Genomic DNA, 17,702 nt, shown 5'->3' with positions numbered 1-17,702 from the left:
CGCGCCGCCAGTCTCCGCAAGAATCTTCGTGATCGCAGCCGTCAGCGACGTCTTGCCATGGTCAACGTGACCAATCGTCCCGATGTTGCAATGCGGTTTGTTACGCTCAAACTTTGCCTTGGCCATCGCTCTGTCCTGTTATCCGACCTGCTGTTACCGACTGCTCGTTGCCGGCCTTGCGGCCGTTCCTGGTTGACGGGTCCGGTACCCGGCGCCGCGGCGCTGCCTCAGCGCCTGCCTGCGTCACCGTGACACCGTGGGCGAATCACGCTCTGCAGCATGCTCCGCCCGGCAAGCTGGAGCGGGTGAAGGGAATCGAACCCTCGCAACCAGCTTGGAAGGCTGGGGCTCTACCACTGAGCTACACCCGCCGCTTTACGTTACTTCCGAAGACTATCCGCCAACCCTCTGGTGCATAAGCACTTTCCGGTCGGCGGTCGATGGTGGAGGGGGCTGGATTCGAACCAGCGTAGGCGTACGCCAACGGATTTACAGTCCGTCCCCTTTAGCCACTCGGGCACCCCTCCAACCGGGCCCCCCGATTACCGAAGGGATTACCGACAGTCAATGGAAAAACGCGACAAAAGCCCCCTCATCGCCCCCCGTTTCTTCGAAAAAATGAAGTCCGGTCGGCAATGTTGTTGCTTTCACCGGCGCGCATTATAAGGACCGCCATGCGCAGACGCAAGCCGGATGGCCGTAGCCCCCACCACCCCCCGAAACCCGGCCACAAGGGCCCTGCCCGGGGCCCTGCCCGGAGCCAGGCCGCCGGCAAGGCGCCCGGAAAAGCCGCCGGAAAAGCTCCTGGCAAAACCGCCGGCCGACCGGGACAGGCCGGAGGCAAGCCCGGCCGGGCCGCCGCCGGCCGCGACGAACGCCGCCCCGCCGCCGGCCGCCCGGAAAAGCGCCCCGAGAACCGCGCCGAAACCCGCTTTGACAGCCGCCCGGATGGCCGCCTGGATGGCCGTCACGACGGCCGCCCCGGCCCGCGTGCCAGCCACCATGGCCCCCAGGCAGCCCACGGGGCCCGGCCGGATCGCCGCGGCGAAGCCGAGCCGCGGCCCGCCCGGCCGCCGCGCCATGGCGGCAACCGGCCCGACCTGCCGGTCTGGCTCTATGGCCGGCATGCCTGTCTTGCCGCGCTGCAGAATCCCGCCCGTTCGCTGCGCCGGCTGCTGGTGACCCAGGAGGCCCGGACCGGGCTGCTGGCCGACCTGGAAGCCGATCTGCCGGCCCAGCCGCAGCCGGAAACGGTCGACCGCACCCGGCTGGACAGCCTGCTGCCGCCGGGCGCCGTGCACCAGGGCATCGCCCTGCTGGCCGACCCGCTGGAAGATCCGGGCGTCGAATCCCTGGCAGCGGAGCCGGAAGACGGCACCGGCGACACCGTGCTGGTGCTCGATCACGTGACCGACCCGCGCAATGTCGGCGCCATCCTGCGCTCGGCCGCCGCCTTTGGCGCCCGTGCGGTGATCGTCACCGACCGCCATGCGCCGGAAACGACCGGAGCGCTGGCCAAGGCGGCTTCCGGCGGGCTGGAGATCGTGCCGCTGATCCGGGTGACCAACCTCGCCCGGGCGCTGGACCTGCTGGCCGAATACGGCTTCTGGCGGATCGGCCTGGAGATGGAAACCGACAGGACCCTGGCCGCGGCGGTCGCCGGCATCCGCCGCCGCGCGCTGGTGCTGGGCGCCGAGGACGAGGGCCTGCGCCGCCTGACCCGCGAAAAATGCGACTTCCTCGCCCGGCTGCCGATGAGCGGCGCGGTCGAGAGCCTGAATGTCGCTGCCGCGGCCGCCGTGGCGCTGTATGAATGCGCGCGTGACGGGGCCGGAGCCGGGCCGGCGGGGGCTGCGTTTTAAAGACTTGGTAAGTGTTGTAGCCTGAGACTGGTACGGTTTTTTCTCGTCCGGGCGGCCCCATGTCGATCACCCTGCAGGAATACGAAAAGCTGTTCCCCGTCGCCACGGTGACGCGGGACGGCCGCAAGCTGACCTACGTGACGCCCAACACGTCCTGCCTGTGGCGGGTGCAGTCGCTGTTCTCCAAGGAACCGAGCACCATCGAGTGGCTGGACAGCTTTCCCGCCGGCGCGATCCTGCTCGATGCCGGCGCCAATGTCGGCATGTATTCCGTCTACGCCGCCGTCGTGCGCGAGGCCAGGGTCTATGCCTTCGAGCCGGAATCGCAGAACTATGCCACGCTGTGCCGCAACATCGTCGCCAACAAGCTGAGCGACCGCGTCATCGCCTGGAGCGCCGCGCTGTCCGATGTCGAATCCTTCGACCGCCTCTATCTGTCGCAGTTCCAGGCCGGCGCCTCCTGCCATTCCTTCGGCGAGTCGGTCGATCCCTATCTCCAGGAGAAGGCCAGCCCCTTCACCCAGGGCTGCTTCGCCACCACCATCGACCGCCTGGTTGCCAGCGGCACCGTGCCGGTGCCGAATTTCATCAAGATCGACGTCGACGGCATCGAGCACAAGATCATCCGGGGCGCGGAAAAGACCCTGCAGGACCCCGCCGTGGCCTCGCTCTTGATCGAGATCAACCCGCATCTTGCCGAACACCGCTGGATTATCGACCACCTGGCGGCGCTGGGCTTCCGCCACGATCCGGAACAGGTGGCCCGCGCCGCCCGCACGGACGGCTATTTCGAGGGGGTCGGTGAATATGTTTTCCGCCGCTAAGCTGCAGGTGATGTACAAGGTCATGAACGCGCCGCTGCGTCTGTGGCCGTTTCCGCATATCTGCGTGCCCGACATCTTCCCGCAGGATTTCTATGCCGAGATCCAGCGCCACCGGCTGGCCGACGACTGCTTCACCCGCCTCGTCGATACCGGCCGCGTCGGCAAGGATTACAGCGGCGCCCGTGCCTGCCTGTTTCCGCAAACCCTGGACGCCACGCCGGCACCGGAAGACAGCAAGGCCTTCTGGCGCAGCCTGTTCAAGACCTTCCGCGATTCCGAATTCAGCGCCATGTGGGCGCATGTGTTCCGCGCCGCGATGACCGAGAAGCTGGCCGATCACAAGATGGGCTTCGGCGACCTGCGGCTCTACAACGAGATGTTCCTGATGCGGGACACCACCACCTACTCGCTGGGCCCGCATACCGACAGCCCGCGCAAGATGGTCTCGGTGCTGTTCTACCTGCCGTCCGACGACCGCCGGGCCGCACTGGGCACCTCGGCCTATATTCCGAAGGACCGCGGCTTCACCTGCCTCGGCGGGCCGCATCATCCCTTCGAGAATTTCGATCTGGTGGCGACCATGCCCTATCTGCCGAACACCCTGGTCGCCTTCCCGCAGACAAAGCGCAGCTTCCACGGCGTCGAGCCGGTGACGCAGCCGGACGCGCTGCGCGACCTGCTGCTGTTCGACCTGAAGACCGGCTTCCCGGGCGAATAGAAATCTGGCGGGACAGAAACCTGGCAGGCAGAGGGCCGGCGGACAGTAAGCCGGCCGGCCCTCGCGGTTACGACGCCGAGCCCTCGCCCATCTGCGACTGCAGGTAATTCTGCAGGCCGACCTTCTCGATCAGGTCGAGCTGGGTTTCCAGATGGTCGATATGTTCCTCGGTGTCGTCGAGGATGTCGGTCAGGATTTCGCGGCTGACGTAATCCTGCACGCTCTCGCAATGGGCGATGGCGGCGATCAGGTCGCCGCGGCCCTTGCGCTCGAGGTCGAGATTGGCCGACAGGCCTTCCGGCACCGTCTCGCCGATCTTCAGCTTGCCGAGATCCTGCAGGTTGGGCACGCCTTCCAGCAGCAGCACGCGCTCGATGATCTTGTCGGCGTGCTTCATCTCCTCGATCGACTCTTTGTATTCGTGATGGCCGAGCCGCTCGAAGCCCCAGCTCTTCCACATGCGGGCATGCAGGAAATACTGGTTGATGGCGGTCAGTTCGTTCTTCAGCACCCCGTTGAGATGCTGGATCACCTTCTTGTCGCCCTTCATGGCCAAGCCTCCTGAACCGTCGGTCGGTCGTACGGAATCGTAGCGACGCGCTGACGTGAGGCTTACGCCCCGCCAGTGGCAGGCTCAACAGAAAAGCGTGTGATTACAAATCACTCGCAAAGAAAAGCGCAAAAAGTCAGGCCGGACCGGCTGTGTCCTGCAAGCGGCTTTCATGTGCAGTGAGTTTGCGCATCAGATGCAGCTTGACCAGCAGGCCGGCCACGGTGGCGGCGCAGGTCAGGCAGACCAGCACGACACCCATGGCTGCCGTCAGGCCGTCACTTCGGACTGCGCCACCGCCGGCGCTGCCAGGCCGTGACAGCCGCCGGACGCGGAAGCGCCGCCGCAGCGCGCGCGATGCTCGTTCACCATGCCGCGCACATCGGGCACGCATTTGCCGCATTGCGGCCGGTCGGCCAGCGTGCGGTAGACGGCTGCGACCGAGCGGCAGCCGCCATCCAGCGCCGCGCGCACATCGCCGTCGGTGAAGCCGTGGCAGAGACAGACATACATCGCCGCCCCTCCCCTTAATGCAGCAGGGCCAGCGCCGGCCGCGCCGCCGTGCGGGCGGCAGCCGCTGCCGGCGTGCGGCGGCGGACGCGGTAGGGCAGGTCGAGGCCGCTGGCGGTCAGGCGCATGGCGAAGCCGTCCAGCTGCGTCAGGAAGGCATCGGCGCCGCCCTGGCGGATCAGCCACAGGGCCATGGCGCGGGCCGCCGCCGGCACATGGGCCTGCAGGGCGGCGACGATGGAAAGGATGCAGACCTCGTCGGCACCGAGGCAGGCGCAGCAGGGCTGGTGATGCACGATGGTGCGGCGGGCATGGCGGCTCAGCGCGGTCAGCGCGCCATCGAACTCGGCCAGCGCCGGCCGGGCATCGGGGCGGCGGAACTGGCGGTCGAATTCGCGCGCCAGCAGCGGCAGTTGCTGGTCCGGACCGGAAACCCAGCGGCGGAAGGCCCAGACCACCAGCCGTTCGCCATCGGTCAGTTCCTGCACGCTGGTCGGCCAGGCACCGCCGGCGGCGGCCTCGCCGGCCCCGGCATCCTGCCCGTCATCCCGCAATCCGGCATCGAAAGCTTCAGACATCGCCCGTCCTGACAACCCGTCCTGCAAATCATTCGCAGAACCAGATGTAGCGGACTTGAGAATGATTATCAAGCGCCCTTTTGCCGCATCCGGCCGACGCCGCCCCGCCTGTTTCCGGAGGCCGCCCTTGCCCTCGGCGGCCGGCTCCCGTAAACAGGCGCCGGTGCCAGACACCCGCGCCGTTACGGCCGATGCCGGATTAGCTCAGCGGTAGAGCAGCGGTTTTGTAAACCGAAGGTCGGGGGTTCAATCCCCTCATCCGGCACCATTTGCCCGCCCCCGGCGGGCGCCGCCCCGCGCCCGCAGGCGAGATCGCCGGGCGGACCGAAAAGGCACCAGGCTTCGCCCGGACCGGAGACCGCCATGACCGACCAGGCTTTTCCTGCCCTGATCATCCTTGCCGTGCTGGGCAGCGGCGCCGCCACCGGATCGCTGTTCGCCTTTTCCAGTTTCGTGATGCCGGGGCTGGCACGGCTGCCGGCGCCGCAGGGCATCGCCGCGATGCAGGCGATCAACATCACGGCGATCCGGCCGTCCTTCATGCTGGCCCTGTTCGGCAGCGCCCTGCTCGGCCTCGGGCTGGCCGCTGGCGGCTGGTGGCTGGGTCGGCCTGAGGCCGGCTGGCTGCTCGCCGCCGTCCTGCTCTATCTGGCCGGCCCGGTGCTGGTGACGGTGATCGGCAATGTGCCGCTGAACGACCGGCTGGCCGTCGCGCAGCCCGGCAGCGGGGACGGGGCCACGCTGTGGCAGCTGTATCTCCGCCGCTGGGTGCAGTGGAACCACCTGCGCAGCCTGCTGGGCTTCGCCGCCATGGCCTGCTGGATGCTGGCGCTGGCGGCGGCCTGAATTGCCGCCCGACACCCCCTCCTGCGATTCGGCCCTCCTGCCATTCGGCCCTCTTGACTTCCGGGTAAATGTTCCTTATATGTTCATTCCTGCTCCTGCCCATCGTGAATCTGCCTGATCTTCACCCCTTCCGCCGCAGGCGGGCGGCAGGTGGCCGGAACCGGCATTCCACCGGACCGGATGGGCGCGGACTGGCATCCGATTGGCACGAACTGGCATCCGATTGGCGCGCATTGGCCGGAATTGGCATCGAATGGGACGGAATGGGCTGCAATTGGCTCGCAACTGGCCACACTCGTCGGCAACCGGTCCTGTAATTCCAGCGGGTTAACCCTGAAGCCGGCGGCTATTCGCCGAGCAGCACGTCTTTCGCGCGGTTGATCTGCGCGGCCAGCCATGTCGAGCCGCCCTGATCGGGGTGCACCTGCTTCATCAGCCGGCGATGGGCGGCGCGGATTTCGTCAGGTGTCGCGCCCGGCTGCAGGCCCAGCACGTCCAGGGCCTGCTCGCGGCTCATGCCGCTGCCGGCCGGCGGGGCCTGCCGACCACCACTACCGGCCCCGGTATCGCCGGCGGCGGCCATGGCCGCCGCCTGCTCGCGCCAGTCGGCCGGGCCGCTGCGGTCGAGATACGCCTCCAGCAGGGCCGCCGACTGCGCGTCGCAGCGCTGCATCAGGGCGACGATGTCGGGGAATTGCAGCCCCGACAGCCGCCGGCCGATCCAGCGGCCGCGCATCACCTCGCCATCCATCTGGCCGGTGGCACGGTCGAGGGTCATGCGCAGCCAGGCGGTTTCCACCGTCGAGCGGTCGGCCGAGGATGCCCGGCTGCCGCCGCCAGCATTCTGGCTGCCGGCAGTCTGCGCGCCGCCGCTGCCCGCCCCGCCGCCCGGGGGTGCCGTGCGGGCGCGGTTCCAGCTGCTGGCGCCGCCCCGCCTGCCGCCGAACAGGCTGCCGAACAGACCCGCCAGTCCGGCGAATGGCGACAGGCCGCGCGGCCAGAAACCCAGCGCGCCGCCGGCACCGGCACCGAACAGCATGGCCAGGTCGAAACGGGCGCGCACCAGGAAGAACAGCGCCAGCCCGCCGCAGATCACGGCGCCGCCGATGCGGATGCCGCGCGCCAGAACTTTCGGATCGGCATTGACGAAGGCGCGGCCGGCGCCCAGCAGCAGCAGCAGGCCGATGGTGCCGAGAGCGAACCAGGCGGCAACCATCGACGCTTACCGCAGCTGGCCGATCAGCAGGCGGACCTCGCTGCTGCCGGCATCGCGGCCATAGGCTTCCAGCGCCTTCAGGCCGCCGGCGGCATAAGCCGCCACCGCCGACAGCAGCTCGCGCAGGACCGCGGCGCTGGAGCGGTCGAAGGCGCAGTAGGCACCGCGGGTCAGTCGCGCCACCTCGCGGAAACAGGCTTCCGCCGCCGGATCGCGGCCTTCCTGGAAGGCGAAGATCGGCACCCCCTGCAGGCCGAGATCGCCGGCCCGGTTGGCAATGTCGTCGGGATCTTCCTCCAGGCAGTCGCCGATATAGACCAGGGCATTGACCTTCTGGTCGCGGCTTTCGGCCAGGGTGTGGTTCAGCACGCGCTCGATCTGGGTATGGCCCCCGACGCAGTCCACCTGCCGCATCAGCCGCTGCAGCGCACGGCCGTCGGACACCCAGTTCGAGGCCCGGCATTCGCCCAGGCCGCGGAAAAACACCAGCTGGATATCGAGGCCGCCGAGCCCGGCGGTGGTGGCGAACATGTCGGCCTGGATGCGCTGCGCCTCGTCCCAGGTCGCGCGCCGGCTGGCGGTGGCATCCATGGCGAAGATCAGGCGGCCTCGGCCGCCGCCCGGCGCGGTTTTCGGCGCCGCCGCCACCTGGCGAAGGAAAGCGGCCACATCGGCCGAGACGGCACCGTCCTGCCGGGTCCGCAGGTCGCGGGCATCCCTGCTGTCGTCAGCCTTGTTCCTGTCCTCGGACTGCGCCATCGGCCGGTTTCTCCTGTCGCCCCGTTAATATAAGGCGGCGACAGGAGGGAAACCAGACCGGCCGGCAATCGGCCGCCCGGCAGCCGGGCCTAGGTTGCCGGGCCGAACAGCAGATCGGGCAGCCAGGTCGAAACCGCCGGGACATAGGTGATGATGATCAGGAAGACCAGCAGGATCGCCAGCCACGGCATCGCCGCCCGCACCACCTGCAGGATCGGCATACCGGTGATGCCCGAGGTGACGAACAGGTTGAGGCCGACCGGCGGCGTGATCATGCCGATCTCCATGTTGACCACCATGATGATGCCCAGATGCACCGGATCGATGCCAAGCTGGGTGGCGATCGGGAACAGGATCGGCGCCAGGATCAGGATGATCGCCGAGGGTTCCATGAAGTTGCCGGCGATCAGCAGCAGGATGTTGACCACGATCAGGAAGGCCCAGGGCGGCAGGCCCCAGGCGACGATGGTGTTGGTGATCGCCTGCGGAATCTGCTCGGTGGTCAGCACATGGGCGAACAGGAACGCGTTGCTGATGATGAACATCAGCATCACCGTGGTCTTCGCCGCCTCGAGGATCACATGAGGCACCTGGCCGAAGCCCATGTCCTTGTAGATGAAGACCGCGACGATGAAGGCATAGACCGCCGCCACCGCCGCCGCTTCGGTCGGCGTGAAGACGCCGCCATAGATGCCGCCGAGGATGATGACGATCAGCATCAGGCCCCAGATCGCCTCGCGGCCGGTCTGCAGGCGCTCGGCCCAGGAATGCCGCTCCTGCCGCGGCAGCTTAAGCATCCGCGCCGAGATGTAGACCGCCGCGATCAGCATCAGACCGAGCAGCGCGCCCGGGATCACGCCGGCCATGAACAGGCGGCCGACCGAGGTCTCGGTCGCAGCACCATAAACCACCATCACGATGGACGGCGGGATCAGGATGCCCAGCGTGCCGGCATTGCAGATCACGCCGGCGGCATATTCCTTGGTATAGCCGGTGCGCACCATGCCGGCGATGACGATCGAGCCGACCGCCACCACGGTTGCCGGCGAGGAGCCGGAGACCGCGGCGAACAGCATGCAGGCGATCACCGAGGCGATGGCCAGGCCGCCATAGGTATGGCCGACGCAGCTGATCGCAAAGTTGATCATGCGCCGGGCCACGCCGCCGGTGGTCATGAAGGCGCCGGAAAGGACGAAGAACGGAATCGCCAGCAATGTGTACAATTCCATCGTCGCGAAGAATTTCAGCGACAGCGATGCCAGCGAATCCTGGGCGAACAGCAGGATGGTCAGCACGCTGGCCAGGCCGAGCGAAATGCTGATCGGCAGTCCCATCATCATCAGAAGGAACAGCACAACGAACAGGAATGCGGTATTCATCGGGGGGCTCCGCCGGAATCAGTGCCGGACTGGCCGCCAGAGCCTGTCAAGCTGGACCGCAGGACCTCGGCCGCCTCGTCGCCGAGGTTGAAGCCGCCGATCCGTCCCGTGAGAATGCGCCAGGTCATCTGCGCCAGCCGGAAACCGAGCAGGCCGAAACCGATCGGCACGATGATCACCAGCATCCAGCGCGGCAGCGGGATGTCTTCCGCCTCGACGCCCAGCATGTGCATCGTGTCGAAGTAATTGTACCCGCCGATGGTGAGAATCACCGCATAGGCCAGACACAGCAATGCGGCCACCAGGCCGATCGCCCGCTGTCCGCCCTTGGGCAGCAGCTTGACCAGGGCATCGACGCCGATATGGAAGCCGACCTTGATGCCGTAGGAAATGCCGATCATCACCAGCCACCCGAACATGTAGGTGGTGGCTTCCAGTGCCCAGCCCCAGCCGGTGTTGAATACGTAACGCAGCACCACCTGCGAGAAGGTGAGCAGCGTCATGGCGGCAAGGAGGAGGATCAGCAGACCCTCCTCCAGCCGGTTCATGAGTCTTTCGATCATGAGCGCCGCGTTCCCCCGCGCGACGGTACCGTTATGCTCAGCCGGCCGTGTTCGAGGCCAGCGCGGCGTCGATCAGGTCCTTGCCGACCTCCGGCTCGAACTGCTTGTAGACCGGCGCCATCGCCTTGCGCCACTGAGCGGCCTGCTCCTTGGTCAGTGTGATGATCTCGGTCTTGCCCGATTCCAGGATCTTCTTCTTGTCGGCTTCGTTGATGTCGTCAGCCAGCTTGTTGGCGAAAACGGTCGCCTCGGCCATCGCCTTCTCGACCACCGGACGGACGTCGTTCGGCAGGCCCTTCCAGAACTTGGTGTTGGTGACCACCATGTAGTCGATCACGCCGTGATTGGTTTCGGTGATGTATTTCTGGGCCTCGTGGAACTTCTGGGAATAGATGTTCGACCAGGTGTTCTCCTGGCCATCCACGGTGCCGGTCTGCAGGGCCTGGTAGACTTCGGCGAAGGCCATCTTCTGCGGATTGGAACCGAGCGCCTTGAACTGCGCTTCCAGCACGTCCGACGACTGGATGCGGAACTTCAGGCCCTTGGCATCCTCCGGCACCCGCAGCGGCTTGTTGGCCGACATCTGCTTCATGCCGTTATGCCAGTAGCCGAGGCCGGTATAGCCCTTGCTTTCCATCGAGGTCAGCAGCCCCTGGCCGATCTTGCCCTTCTGGAAACGGTCGATGGCATGGATGTCGTCGAACAGGAACGGCAGATCGAAGACCTGCAGCTTCGAAGTGAACTTCGAGAACTTGGACAGCGACGGCGCGATGATCTGCACGTCGCCCAGCAGCAGGGCTTCCATTTCCTTGGCATCGCCGAACAGCTGCGAGTTCGGATAGACCTCGACCACCACCTTGCCCGGCAGGCGCTGCTCGACGAGGCGCTTGAACTCAAGCGCACCCTTGCCCTTCGGGGTGGAGTCGGCCACCACGTGGCTGAACTTGATCTTGATCGGCTCGGCCTGCGCGGCCGGCATAACGGCCATGGCAAGGCCAAGGGCGGCGATTCCGCTCAAAAGAATGCGCATTTTTGTTTCCTCCTGTAAGTCCCGGCCGGTTCGTACGCCGGGCCTGCTCCCTGGATCGGCCACCCATGGCCAATTCGCGCTGACCATAGCCGCACCGCGCGAAGCCAGCAAGCCGCCTGTGACGCTGCGGCAAAACTGTTTTGCTGCGGTGCAAACTGCCTGTTTTTCAGTCTGCCGTGATCAGGTTCAGCCCAAGCAGCAGAGCCCGCACTTCCTGGCGCGCCGCCGCCTGCGCCATCGACAGCCCGTCCCCGGTCTGGTCGAGGTCCATCAGGGTCAGACCCGACAGGAACAGCTCGCGGAAAATCACCCGCTCCGACAATCCCGGCAGGAACCGGAAACCGATCCGCCTCTGCAATGCCTCCAGGACATGGCCGACATTGCGCTTGTTGCGGGCATCCAGGTGTGACAGCCGGTTGCGGATCACCACCCAGTCGACAGTCTGCCGGTCGCGGGCAAAGCGCTGCTTGCGCTGCTCCCAAACCATGACGGCATAGCGGCTGGGTTTCAGCACCTTCAGGCTGTCCGGATCCACCGTGGCCAGAAGGTCGACATCGATGAAGCTGTCGTTGACCGGGGTAACCAGCAGGTCGGCATAGGAATGCCCGGCCCTTGAAAGATGGGTGTCGCTGCCCGGGCAGTCGATCAGGATGAAATCATGCCGGGACGACAGATCGGCAATGGCTGCCGCCAGACGGGCGGCCTCGTCGGCCTCGGCATCCGGCCGGCTGGGCAGGTCGCTTTCTGCCACCACGGCATGCTCCGGCATCGGCAGCCTGAGGCCGTTGCGGGCGATGAAGGCGGTGCGGTTCTCGAGGTAACGGGTCAGGGTGCGCTGCTTGCCATCAAGGTCCAGCGCCGCGATCCGCCCGCCCTCGCGCAGCAGGCTGATCAGGATATGCATCGAGGTGGTCGACTTGCCCGAGCCGCCCTTCTCGTTGCCGACGACGATGATGCGGGCCCGCGCCGGACCGTCCATGCTGATTCCCCCAAGCGTGAAGGCCGCTTGGTATTACAGAAGCCCCAGCGCGCGCAACTCCGCCGCCATCTCGGCCGGCATTTCGGCGCCGCCCCTGCCGAAACCGGCCAGGTCCGGCGGCGCATCCTCCGCCTCCAGATAGCGCCAGCCCTGGTGCGGGCGGCGCGGCTGCGGCACCACCGGAATCAGTTCCGTCTTCATGACGATGCCGCAATGGGGCCCCTTGTCCTCCAGCACGGCCTCCTCCAGCCTGACGATCGGACAGCGCACGGCGATATAGCCCTTGACGATCCAGTAGAGCGAGCCGCCATCCAGCACCTCGCCGGCACGCTTGGGCATGTGGCGGGTATAATGGGTGAAGGTTCTGCCGCGCCGCGCCTTCATGCGCTGGCGGAAATGCTCAAGGCTCTCGATGCCGACGGCGATCTTCAGCAGATGAACCGGCACGGGAGACTCACATCACCTTGGATTTCAGCGCGCGCGCCACCCGCGAGACCGGCGGCCGGCCGAGCCGGTCGGAAATCCACCAGGCGGTCTGCACCAGTTTCTTCAGGTCGATGCCGGTCTCGATGCCCATGCCGTCGAGCATATAAACCAAATCCTCGGTGGCGACATTGCCGGTGGCGCCCGGCGCATAGGGGCAGCCGCCCAGCCCCGCCACCGAGGCATCGTGACGGGCAATGCCGCATTCCAGCGCCGCCAGCGTGTTGGCCAGAGCCTGGCCATAGGTATCGTGGAAATGGCCGCCCAGCGCGGCCAGCGGCACCTGTGCCGCGCAGGCCTCGATCATCGCCTTCACCTTCGCCGGCGTGCCGACGCCGATGGTGTCGCCCAGCCCGATATCGTCGCAGCCGAGGTCATACATCTGCCGGACCACCTTCGCAGTCTGGGCCGGAGCGATCTCGCCCTCGAAAGGACAGCCCACCACCACCGAAACGAAGCCGCGCACCTTGACGCCGTCGCGCTTCGCGGCCTCGACCACGGGACGGAACCGCTCGATGCTCTCGTCGATCGAGCAGTTGATGTTCTTCCGGGAAAAGCTCTCGCTGGCTGCGGCGAAGATACCCACGGCTTCCGCACCGGCAGCGCGGGCGGCCTCGTAGCCCTTCATGTTGGGGGTCAGAACCTGGTAGGTGACGCCCGGCCGGCGCTGCAGCTGCGCCATCACCGCGTCATGGTCGCCCATCTGCGGCACCCATTTGGGCGACACGAAGCTGGTGGCCTCCACATGGGTGACGCCGGCATCGACCAGCCGGTCGATCAGTTCGACCTTCACGTCGGTCGGCACCACGCCGGGCTCGTTCTGCAGGCCGTCACGCGGGCCGGCTTCCCAGAGAATGATGCGGCCGGGGATGGCCATGACTATTCCTCGCCTTCGAGGCTCAGCAGGGTGGCACCCTCGGGCACCTGGTCGCCGGCCCGGAAGCCGATCTTCGCCACCTTGCCCGCGGCCGGTGCGGCAATGGTATGCTCCATTTTCATGGCTTCCAGCACCATCAGCGGCTGCCCCTTCTCGACCGCCGCCCCTTCCTCGACCAGCACCTGCACGATCTTACCCGGCATCGGCGCATTGAGCTGGCCACTGCCGCCTTCCTCGCCCTCGCCGGCCTGACGCGGATCGACCACGGTCAGCTTGTGGGTATGCCCCGGCAGCAGGACGACAAGCTCCTCGCCCTGCCGCACGATGCCTGCACGCACGCGCCGGCCGTCGAGCACGGCGTCCAGGGTGCCGTCGGCAGCCAGTTCGCCCTCGGCGACCACGGCATGTTCCAGCCCAAAGATACGCAGGGCACCGCCATCGAGATACTCCACCCGGCAGGTCACATCGGTATCGCGGTCGCGGAAATGAATCTCGTCAGCACCAGTGTCGTTCATGCGCCAGCCGTTGACGGCGGCCCATGGTGACCAGCGCTCGCCGCTGCGCGCGGCCTGGGCCGCTGCCGTGGCCCGGTATCCCGACACCACCGCCAGCACGGCCAGCGCAAGGGTTTGTGCCGAAGCCGGCTCGGGCTGCGGGATCAGGTCGGCACGGAACCGCTCGATGAAACCGGTATCCAGATCCGCCGCACCAAAGGCCGGATGCCCGGCCAGCGCCATCAGGAAGGCCGTATTGGTGGTCACGCCGGCAATCTGGTACTGCGCCAGTGCCTGCCGCAGCCGGCGCAGGGCGGCGGCACGATCATGGTCCCAGACGATCAGCTTGGCGATCATCGGATCGTAATGGGGCGATACCGCATCGCCCTCGCGCACGCCGGTGTCGACGCGGACATGGGCATCCTCGGCCGGCGCCCGCAGGCGCACCAGCGTCCCCACCGACGGCAGGAAATTCTTCACCGGATCTTCCGCATAGACGCGGGCCTCGACAGCGTGGCCGTCGATGACGAGATCATCCTGCACCAGAGGCAGATGCCCGCCGGCGGCAACCAGCAGCTGCCATTCCACCAGGTCCTGACCGGTGATCATCTCGGTGACCGGATGCTCGACCTGCAGGCGGGTATTCATCTCCATGAAATAGAACCGGTCGGGCCGCAGGCCTTCCGACACGTCGGCGATGAACTCCACCGTGCCGGCGCCGGCATAGCCGATGGCTTTCGCCGCCGCCACGGCGGCCTCGCCCATGGCTCGGCGCATGTCCTCGGGCATGCCGGGAGCCGGCGCCTCTTCCAGCACCTTCTGATGCCGGCGCTGCACCGAGCAGTCGCGCTCGAACAGGTGCACGGCATTGCCATGGGTGTCGGCAAAGACCTGGATTTCGATATGCCGGGGCTTCACCAGGTATTTTTCAAGCAGAACCTTGTCGTCGCCGAAGGCATTGGCCGCCTCGCGCTGGGCGCCGCTGAGCGCTGCCGCGAATTCCTTCTCGGTGTCGACCCGGCGCATGCCCTTGCCGCCGCCGCCGGCCACCGCCTTGATCAGTACCGGATAGCCGATACGGGCCGCTTCCTTCGCCAGCAGGTCCGGCATCTGGTCGTCGCCGTGATACCCCGGCACCACCGGCACCTTCGCCTTCTCCATCAGCGCCTTGGCGGCGCCTTTCAGGCCCATCGCCTCGATGGCGGCGGGCGGCGGACCGATGAAGGTCAACCCCGCCCCGGCACAGGCGCGGGCAAAGCCGGCATTCTCGGACAGGAATCCATAGCCCGGGTGAATCGCCTCGGCGCCGGTCAGCTTCGCGGCGGCGATGATGCGTTCTGGCAGCAGATAGCTTTCGCGTACCGGTGCGGCACCGATATGCACGGCCTCATCGGCCATGGCCACATGGCGGGCGCCGGCATCGGCATCGGAATAGACGGCAACAGTGGCAACGCCGAGCCGCCTGGCGGTGCGGATGACACGGCAGGCGATCTCGCCGCGATTGGCAATCAGGATCTTGCGGAACACGCGAACGCTCTCCCTACACCGACCAGTTCGGCTTGCGCTTGTCGAAGAAGGCGGCCAGCCCCTCCTGCCCCTCCGCGCTGGCGCGGCGGTCAGCAATATTCTGCGCGGTGAATTCCATCACGGCTTCGTCCACCGGGCGATGGGCGACGCGGCCGACCAGCAGCTTGGAATCTCGGATGGCGCCCGGCGCACCCTGCAGCAGGGCGCTGGCGATTTCCGCGCCGCGGACAGCCAGCGCCGCTTCGTCGGCCACGGTCTCGTGCACCAGGCCGATGCGGCAGGCCTCGGTCGCGTCGAAGCGTTCCGCCGTCAGGAAATAGCGGCGTGCCTGGCGCGGGCCGATGGCCGCCACCACATAGGGCGAGATGGTCGCCGGGGTCAGGCCCAGCCGCACTTCCGTCAGTGCGAATTTCGTGTTCTGCACCGCCACCACGATATCGGCCGCCGAGGCGAGGCCGGTGCCGCCGGCCATGCAGTTGCCATGCACCAGCGCCAGCGTCGCCTGCGGCAGATCGTTCAGGCCCTTCAGCATGCGCGCCATGTTCATCGTGCTGGCGCGGTTCTGCTCGGCCGTCGCCTGTCCCGATTTGCGCATCCAGTCGAGGTCGCCGCCGGCGGAAAAGCTCTTGCCCGCACCTTTCAGCACCACCACACGGATGTCGGTGCGGGCGGCAAGGTCGCTCCAGATCGCGGCCAGTCTCTGCACGACATCGTCGTTGAAGGCATTGTGGATCTGCGGCCGGTTGAGCGTGACGGTCGCCACCCCGCGGCTGTCGGTCTCGAACAGGACGATGTCACTGCCATCAGTCATCGGGCTGCCTCCTCCTCACATCCGGAAGACGCCGAACTTCGTCGGCTCGGCCGGGGCGTTCTGCGCCATGCTGAGGCCCAGCCCCAGTACCATGCGGGTATCGACCGGATCGATGATGCCGTCATCCCACAGGCGGGCCGAGGCATAATAGGGATGCCCCTGCCGGTCATACTGGGCACGGATCGGATCCTTGAAGGATTCCTCCTCCTCCTTCGACCAGCTGCCGCCGCCCGCCTCGATGCCATCGCGTTTCACGGTGGCCAGCACGCTCGCCGCCTGCTCGCCGCCCATCACCGAGATGCGGGCATTCGGCCACATGAACAGCAGTCGCGGGCTGTAGGCACGACCGCACATGCCGTAATTGCCGGCGCCATACGAACCGCCGATTATGACGGTGAATTTCGGCACATTGGCGCAGGATACCGCGGTGACCAGCTTGGCGCCGTCGCGGGCGATGCCGCCGGATTCATACTTCTTGCCGACCATGAAACCGGTGATGTTCTGCAGGAAGACCAGCGGGATGTTGCGCTGGCAGCACAGTTCGATGAAATGGGCCCCCTTCAGGGCGCTTTCAGAAAAGAGAATACCGTTGTTGGCGATGATGCCGACCGGATAGCCATGGATGCGGGCAAAGCCGCAGACCAGCGTGGTGCCATACAGTTTCTTGAATTCGTCGAGCTCGGAATCGTCGACCACGCGGGCGATGATCTCGCGCACGTCGAACGGAATACGGCCGTCCTTCGGGATCACGCCATACAGCTCGGCCGGATCATAGCGCGGCGGCCGCGGCGGACGGATGTCGCCTGTCATCTGCTTGACGCCGTTCAGATTGCCGACGATGCGCCGCGCAATGCCGAGCGCATGGGCATCGTTCATGGCGTAATGGTCGCTGACGCCGGAGACCCGGGCATGCACATCGGCGCCACCCAGTTCTTCGGCCGTGACCACCTCGCCGGTCGCGGCCTTCACCAGCGGCGGACCACCGAGGAAGATGGTGCCCTGGTTGCGCACGATCACCGACTCATCCGACATCGCCGGCACATAGGCACCGCCGGCGGTGCAGGAACCCATGACGACAGCGACCTGTGGAATTCCGGCTGCCGACATGTTGGCCTGGTTGTAGAAGATGCGGCCGAAATGCTCCTTGTCGGGAAACACATCATCCCAGGTCGGCAGGTTGGCGCCGCCGGAATCGACCAGATACAGACAGGGCAGTCGGTTCTGCGCGGCGATCTCCTGCGCCCGCAGATGCTTTTTCACCGTCATCGGGAAATACGTGCCGCCCTTCACGGTGGCGTCGTTGCAGACGATCACGCATTCGCGCCCCTGCACCCGGCCGATGCCGGTGATCACACCGGCTGCATGAATGTCGCCGCCATACATGTCGTAAGCCGCGAACTGGCTGAGCTCGAGGAAAGGTGACCCTGGGTCAAGCAGCGTCCGGACACGGTCGCGCGGCAGCATCTTGCCGCGCGACAGATGCTTCTCGCGGGCCTTGTCGCCGCCACCCTGCTTGATCTGGCGGACCTTCGCCTTCAGGTCGTCGACCAGCGCCCGCATCTGCGCGGCGTTGTCGGCGAAGGCGGCCGAACGGGTATCGAGTTGGCTGGTAAGCGCGCTCATGGCCTGGCGTTCTGCTTCTCGTTCTCGGGCTAGGACCGGGCGAAGATGCCAGTGCCGCAGGGGCACCGCAAGG

Annotated in this window: 20 protein-coding genes and 3 tRNA genes; 5 read left to right on the top strand and 18 right to left on the bottom strand. The window is 66.7% G+C overall.

What is annotated here, in order from left to right; genetic code table 11:
- From ACEQZY_RS14095 to ACEQZY_RS14085, 3 genes are all read right to left on the bottom strand, one after another.
- Nucleotides 1-126, bottom strand: a 126-nt coding sequence (locus ACEQZY_RS14095; protein WP_370153578.1) for a GTP-binding protein, incomplete at its 3' end; no start/stop codon positions are given.
- A gap of 171 nt (nucleotides 127-297) precedes the next feature.
- Nucleotides 298-371 (bottom strand) — tRNA-Gly (locus tag ACEQZY_RS14090).
- Nucleotides 372-441: 70 nt separating this feature from the next.
- Nucleotides 442-527 (bottom strand) — tRNA-Tyr (locus tag ACEQZY_RS14085).
- Nucleotides 528-674: 147 nt separating this feature from the next.
- Here ACEQZY_RS14085 and rlmB point away from each other — a divergent pair.
- The 3 genes from rlmB to ACEQZY_RS14070 are packed head-to-tail and all read left to right on the top strand — an operon-like array spanning nucleotide 675 to nucleotide 3,404.
- Nucleotides 675-1,862 carry a 23S rRNA (guanosine(2251)-2'-O)-methyltransferase RlmB gene (gene rlmB / locus ACEQZY_RS14080; protein ID WP_370155285.1) on the top strand — a complete coding sequence of 396 codons (1,188 nt, stop codon included), beginning with the start codon at nucleotides 675-677 and terminating at the stop codon, nucleotides 1,860-1,862.
- Between the two features lie 59 nt (nucleotides 1,863-1,921).
- Entirely contained in the window at nucleotides 1,922-2,686 is a 765-nt protein-coding gene (locus ACEQZY_RS14075) for an FkbM family methyltransferase (protein ID WP_341705594.1), read from the top strand.
- Complete coding sequence (locus tag ACEQZY_RS14070) at nucleotides 2,670-3,404, top strand: hypothetical protein (protein ID WP_370155283.1); 735 nt, start codon at nucleotides 2,670-2,672, stop codon at nucleotides 3,402-3,404. The genes ACEQZY_RS14075 and ACEQZY_RS14070 overlap by 17 nt, the downstream gene beginning before the upstream one ends.
- Before the next feature lie 67 nt (nucleotides 3,405-3,471).
- Here the strand turns inward: ACEQZY_RS14070 and bfr are convergent, their stop codons facing one another.
- The 4 genes from bfr to ACEQZY_RS14050 all read right to left on the bottom strand — a co-directional run bounded on the left by bfr (nucleotide 3,472) and on the right by ACEQZY_RS14050 (nucleotide 5,042).
- Nucleotides 3,472-3,954, bottom strand: a complete 483-nt coding sequence (bfr, locus tag ACEQZY_RS14065) for a bacterioferritin (RefSeq protein WP_370155280.1) — start codon at nucleotides 3,952-3,954, stop codon at nucleotides 3,472-3,474.
- Nucleotides 3,955-4,090: 136 nt separating this feature from the next.
- Nucleotides 4,091-4,216, bottom strand: coding sequence for a hypothetical protein (locus ACEQZY_RS14060; RefSeq protein ID WP_341705591.1), 126 nt, complete (start codon nucleotides 4,214-4,216; stop codon nucleotides 4,091-4,093).
- Between the two features lie 8 nt (nucleotides 4,217-4,224).
- Entirely contained in the window at nucleotides 4,225-4,467 is a 243-nt protein-coding gene (locus ACEQZY_RS14055; RefSeq protein WP_370155278.1) for a bacterioferritin-associated ferredoxin, read from the bottom strand.
- A 14-nt stretch (nucleotides 4,468-4,481) separates the two neighbouring features.
- Entirely contained in the window at nucleotides 4,482-5,042 is a 561-nt protein-coding gene (locus ACEQZY_RS14050; RefSeq protein WP_370155275.1) for a hypothetical protein, read from the bottom strand.
- A 193-nt stretch (nucleotides 5,043-5,235) separates the two neighbouring features.
- On the opposite strand from ACEQZY_RS14050, the gene ACEQZY_RS14045 reads away from it, so the two are divergent.
- Together ACEQZY_RS14045 and ACEQZY_RS14040 are read left to right on the top strand one after the other, a co-directional pair.
- Nucleotides 5,236-5,310, top strand: a tRNA-Thr gene (locus ACEQZY_RS14045).
- Nucleotides 5,311-5,405: 95 nt separating this feature from the next.
- Nucleotides 5,406-5,888 (top strand): DUF1772 domain-containing protein, encoded by a 483-nt coding sequence (locus ACEQZY_RS14040; protein WP_370155273.1) that lies wholly within the window; start codon nucleotides 5,406-5,408, stop codon nucleotides 5,886-5,888.
- 346 nt (nucleotides 5,889-6,234) lie between these two features.
- Here the strand turns inward: ACEQZY_RS14040 and ACEQZY_RS14035 are convergent, their stop codons facing one another.
- The 11 genes from ACEQZY_RS14035 to ACEQZY_RS13985 form a co-directional block, all read right to left on the bottom strand.
- Entirely contained in the window at nucleotides 6,235-7,104 is an 870-nt protein-coding gene (locus ACEQZY_RS14035) for a DnaJ domain-containing protein (RefSeq protein ID WP_370155271.1), read from the bottom strand.
- Nucleotides 7,105-7,110: 6 nt separating this feature from the next.
- Nucleotides 7,111-7,863, bottom strand: coding sequence for a VWA domain-containing protein (locus ACEQZY_RS14030; protein ID WP_341704086.1), 753 nt, complete (start codon nucleotides 7,861-7,863; stop codon nucleotides 7,111-7,113).
- 89 nt (nucleotides 7,864-7,952) lie between these two features.
- On the bottom strand, nucleotides 7,953-9,242 hold the full coding sequence (locus ACEQZY_RS14025; RefSeq protein WP_341704087.1) for a TRAP transporter large permease: 1,290 nt from the start codon (nucleotides 9,240-9,242) through the stop codon (nucleotides 7,953-7,955).
- Nucleotides 9,239-9,805 (bottom strand): TRAP transporter small permease, encoded by a 567-nt coding sequence (locus ACEQZY_RS14020; RefSeq protein ID WP_370155268.1) that lies wholly within the window; start codon nucleotides 9,803-9,805, stop codon nucleotides 9,239-9,241. Before ACEQZY_RS14020 ends, ACEQZY_RS14025 begins: the two co-directional genes overlap by 4 nt.
- A 37-nt stretch (nucleotides 9,806-9,842) precedes the next feature.
- Nucleotides 9,843-10,835 (bottom strand): TRAP transporter substrate-binding protein, encoded by a 993-nt coding sequence (locus ACEQZY_RS14015; protein ID WP_370155266.1) that lies wholly within the window; start codon nucleotides 10,833-10,835, stop codon nucleotides 9,843-9,845.
- 166 nt (nucleotides 10,836-11,001) lie between these two features.
- Nucleotides 11,002-11,814 (bottom strand): division plane positioning ATPase MipZ, encoded by an 813-nt coding sequence (locus ACEQZY_RS14010; RefSeq protein WP_370155264.1) that lies wholly within the window; start codon nucleotides 11,812-11,814, stop codon nucleotides 11,002-11,004.
- Nucleotides 11,815-11,847: 33 nt separating this feature from the next.
- Nucleotides 11,848-12,261, bottom strand: a complete 414-nt coding sequence (locus ACEQZY_RS14005) for a DUF1489 domain-containing protein (RefSeq protein ID WP_341704091.1) — start codon at nucleotides 12,259-12,261, stop codon at nucleotides 11,848-11,850.
- 7 nt (nucleotides 12,262-12,268) lie between these two features.
- Nucleotides 12,269-13,174 carry a hydroxymethylglutaryl-CoA lyase gene (locus ACEQZY_RS14000; RefSeq protein WP_341704092.1) on the bottom strand — a complete coding sequence of 302 codons (906 nt, stop codon included), beginning with the start codon at nucleotides 13,172-13,174 and terminating at the stop codon, nucleotides 12,269-12,271.
- Between the two features lie 2 nt (nucleotides 13,175-13,176).
- Nucleotides 13,177-15,195 carry an acetyl-CoA carboxylase biotin carboxylase subunit gene (locus ACEQZY_RS13995; protein WP_370155262.1) on the bottom strand — a complete coding sequence of 673 codons (2,019 nt, stop codon included), beginning with the start codon at nucleotides 15,193-15,195 and terminating at the stop codon, nucleotides 13,177-13,179.
- Nucleotides 15,196-15,208: 13 nt separating this feature from the next.
- Entirely contained in the window at nucleotides 15,209-16,006 is a 798-nt protein-coding gene (locus ACEQZY_RS13990) for an enoyl-CoA hydratase-related protein (RefSeq protein ID WP_370155260.1), read from the bottom strand.
- A 15-nt stretch (nucleotides 16,007-16,021) separates the two neighbouring features.
- Nucleotides 16,022-17,629, bottom strand: coding sequence for a carboxyl transferase domain-containing protein (locus tag ACEQZY_RS13985; protein ID WP_341704095.1), 1,608 nt, complete (start codon nucleotides 17,627-17,629; stop codon nucleotides 16,022-16,024).
- Between the last annotated feature and the right edge of the window lie 73 nt (nucleotides 17,630-17,702).

The sequence above is a fragment of the Ferrovibrio sp. genome (genome assembly GCF_964218355.1).
Classification (GTDB): domain Bacteria; phylum Pseudomonadota; class Alphaproteobacteria; order Ferrovibrionales; family Ferrovibrionaceae; genus Ferrovibrio.
This window is presented reverse-complemented; position numbering and strand designations above follow the sequence as displayed.

Excerpts from the sequence above, each read along its gene's own strand:
- rlmB (WP_370155285.1), top strand. The coding sequence starts at position 675 with ATGCGCAGACGCAAGCCGGATGGCCGTAGCCCCCACCACCCCCCGAAA.
- ACEQZY_RS14075 (WP_341705594.1), top strand. The coding sequence starts at position 1,922 with ATGTCGATCACCCTGCAGGAATACGAAAAGCTGTTCCCCGTCGCCACG.
- ACEQZY_RS14070 (WP_370155283.1), top strand. The coding sequence starts at position 2,670 with ATGTTTTCCGCCGCTAAGCTGCAGGTGATGTACAAGGTCATGAACGCG.
- bfr (WP_370155280.1), bottom strand. The coding sequence starts at position 3,954 with ATGAAGGGCGACAAGAAGGTGATCCAGCATCTCAACGGGGTGCTGAAG.
- ACEQZY_RS14060 (WP_341705591.1), bottom strand. The coding sequence starts at position 4,216 with ATGGGTGTCGTGCTGGTCTGCCTGACCTGCGCCGCCACCGTGGCCGGC.
- ACEQZY_RS14055 (WP_370155278.1), bottom strand. The coding sequence starts at position 4,467 with ATGTATGTCTGTCTCTGCCACGGCTTCACCGACGGCGATGTGCGCGCG.
- ACEQZY_RS14050 (WP_370155275.1), bottom strand. The coding sequence starts at position 5,042 with ATGTCTGAAGCTTTCGATGCCGGATTGCGGGATGACGGGCAGGATGCC.
- ACEQZY_RS14040 (WP_370155273.1), top strand. The coding sequence starts at position 5,406 with ATGACCGACCAGGCTTTTCCTGCCCTGATCATCCTTGCCGTGCTGGGC.
- ACEQZY_RS14035 (WP_370155271.1), bottom strand. The coding sequence starts at position 7,104 with ATGGTTGCCGCCTGGTTCGCTCTCGGCACCATCGGCCTGCTGCTGCTG.
- ACEQZY_RS14030 (WP_341704086.1), bottom strand. The coding sequence starts at position 7,863 with ATGGCGCAGTCCGAGGACAGGAACAAGGCTGACGACAGCAGGGATGCC.
- ACEQZY_RS14025 (WP_341704087.1), bottom strand. The coding sequence starts at position 9,242 with ATGAATACCGCATTCCTGTTCGTTGTGCTGTTCCTTCTGATGATGATG.
- ACEQZY_RS14020 (WP_370155268.1), bottom strand. The coding sequence starts at position 9,805 with ATGATCGAAAGACTCATGAACCGGCTGGAGGAGGGTCTGCTGATCCTC.
- ACEQZY_RS14015 (WP_370155266.1), bottom strand. The coding sequence starts at position 10,835 with ATGCGCATTCTTTTGAGCGGAATCGCCGCCCTTGGCCTTGCCATGGCC.
- ACEQZY_RS14010 (WP_370155264.1), bottom strand. The coding sequence starts at position 11,814 with ATGGACGGTCCGGCGCGGGCCCGCATCATCGTCGTCGGCAACGAGAAG.
- ACEQZY_RS14000 (WP_341704092.1), bottom strand. The coding sequence starts at position 13,174 with ATGGCCATCCCCGGCCGCATCATTCTCTGGGAAGCCGGCCCGCGTGAC.
- ACEQZY_RS13990 (WP_370155260.1), bottom strand. The coding sequence starts at position 16,006 with ATGACTGATGGCAGTGACATCGTCCTGTTCGAGACCGACAGCCGCGGG.
- ACEQZY_RS13985 (WP_341704095.1), bottom strand. The coding sequence starts at position 17,629 with ATGAGCGCGCTTACCAGCCAACTCGATACCCGTTCGGCCGCCTTCGCC.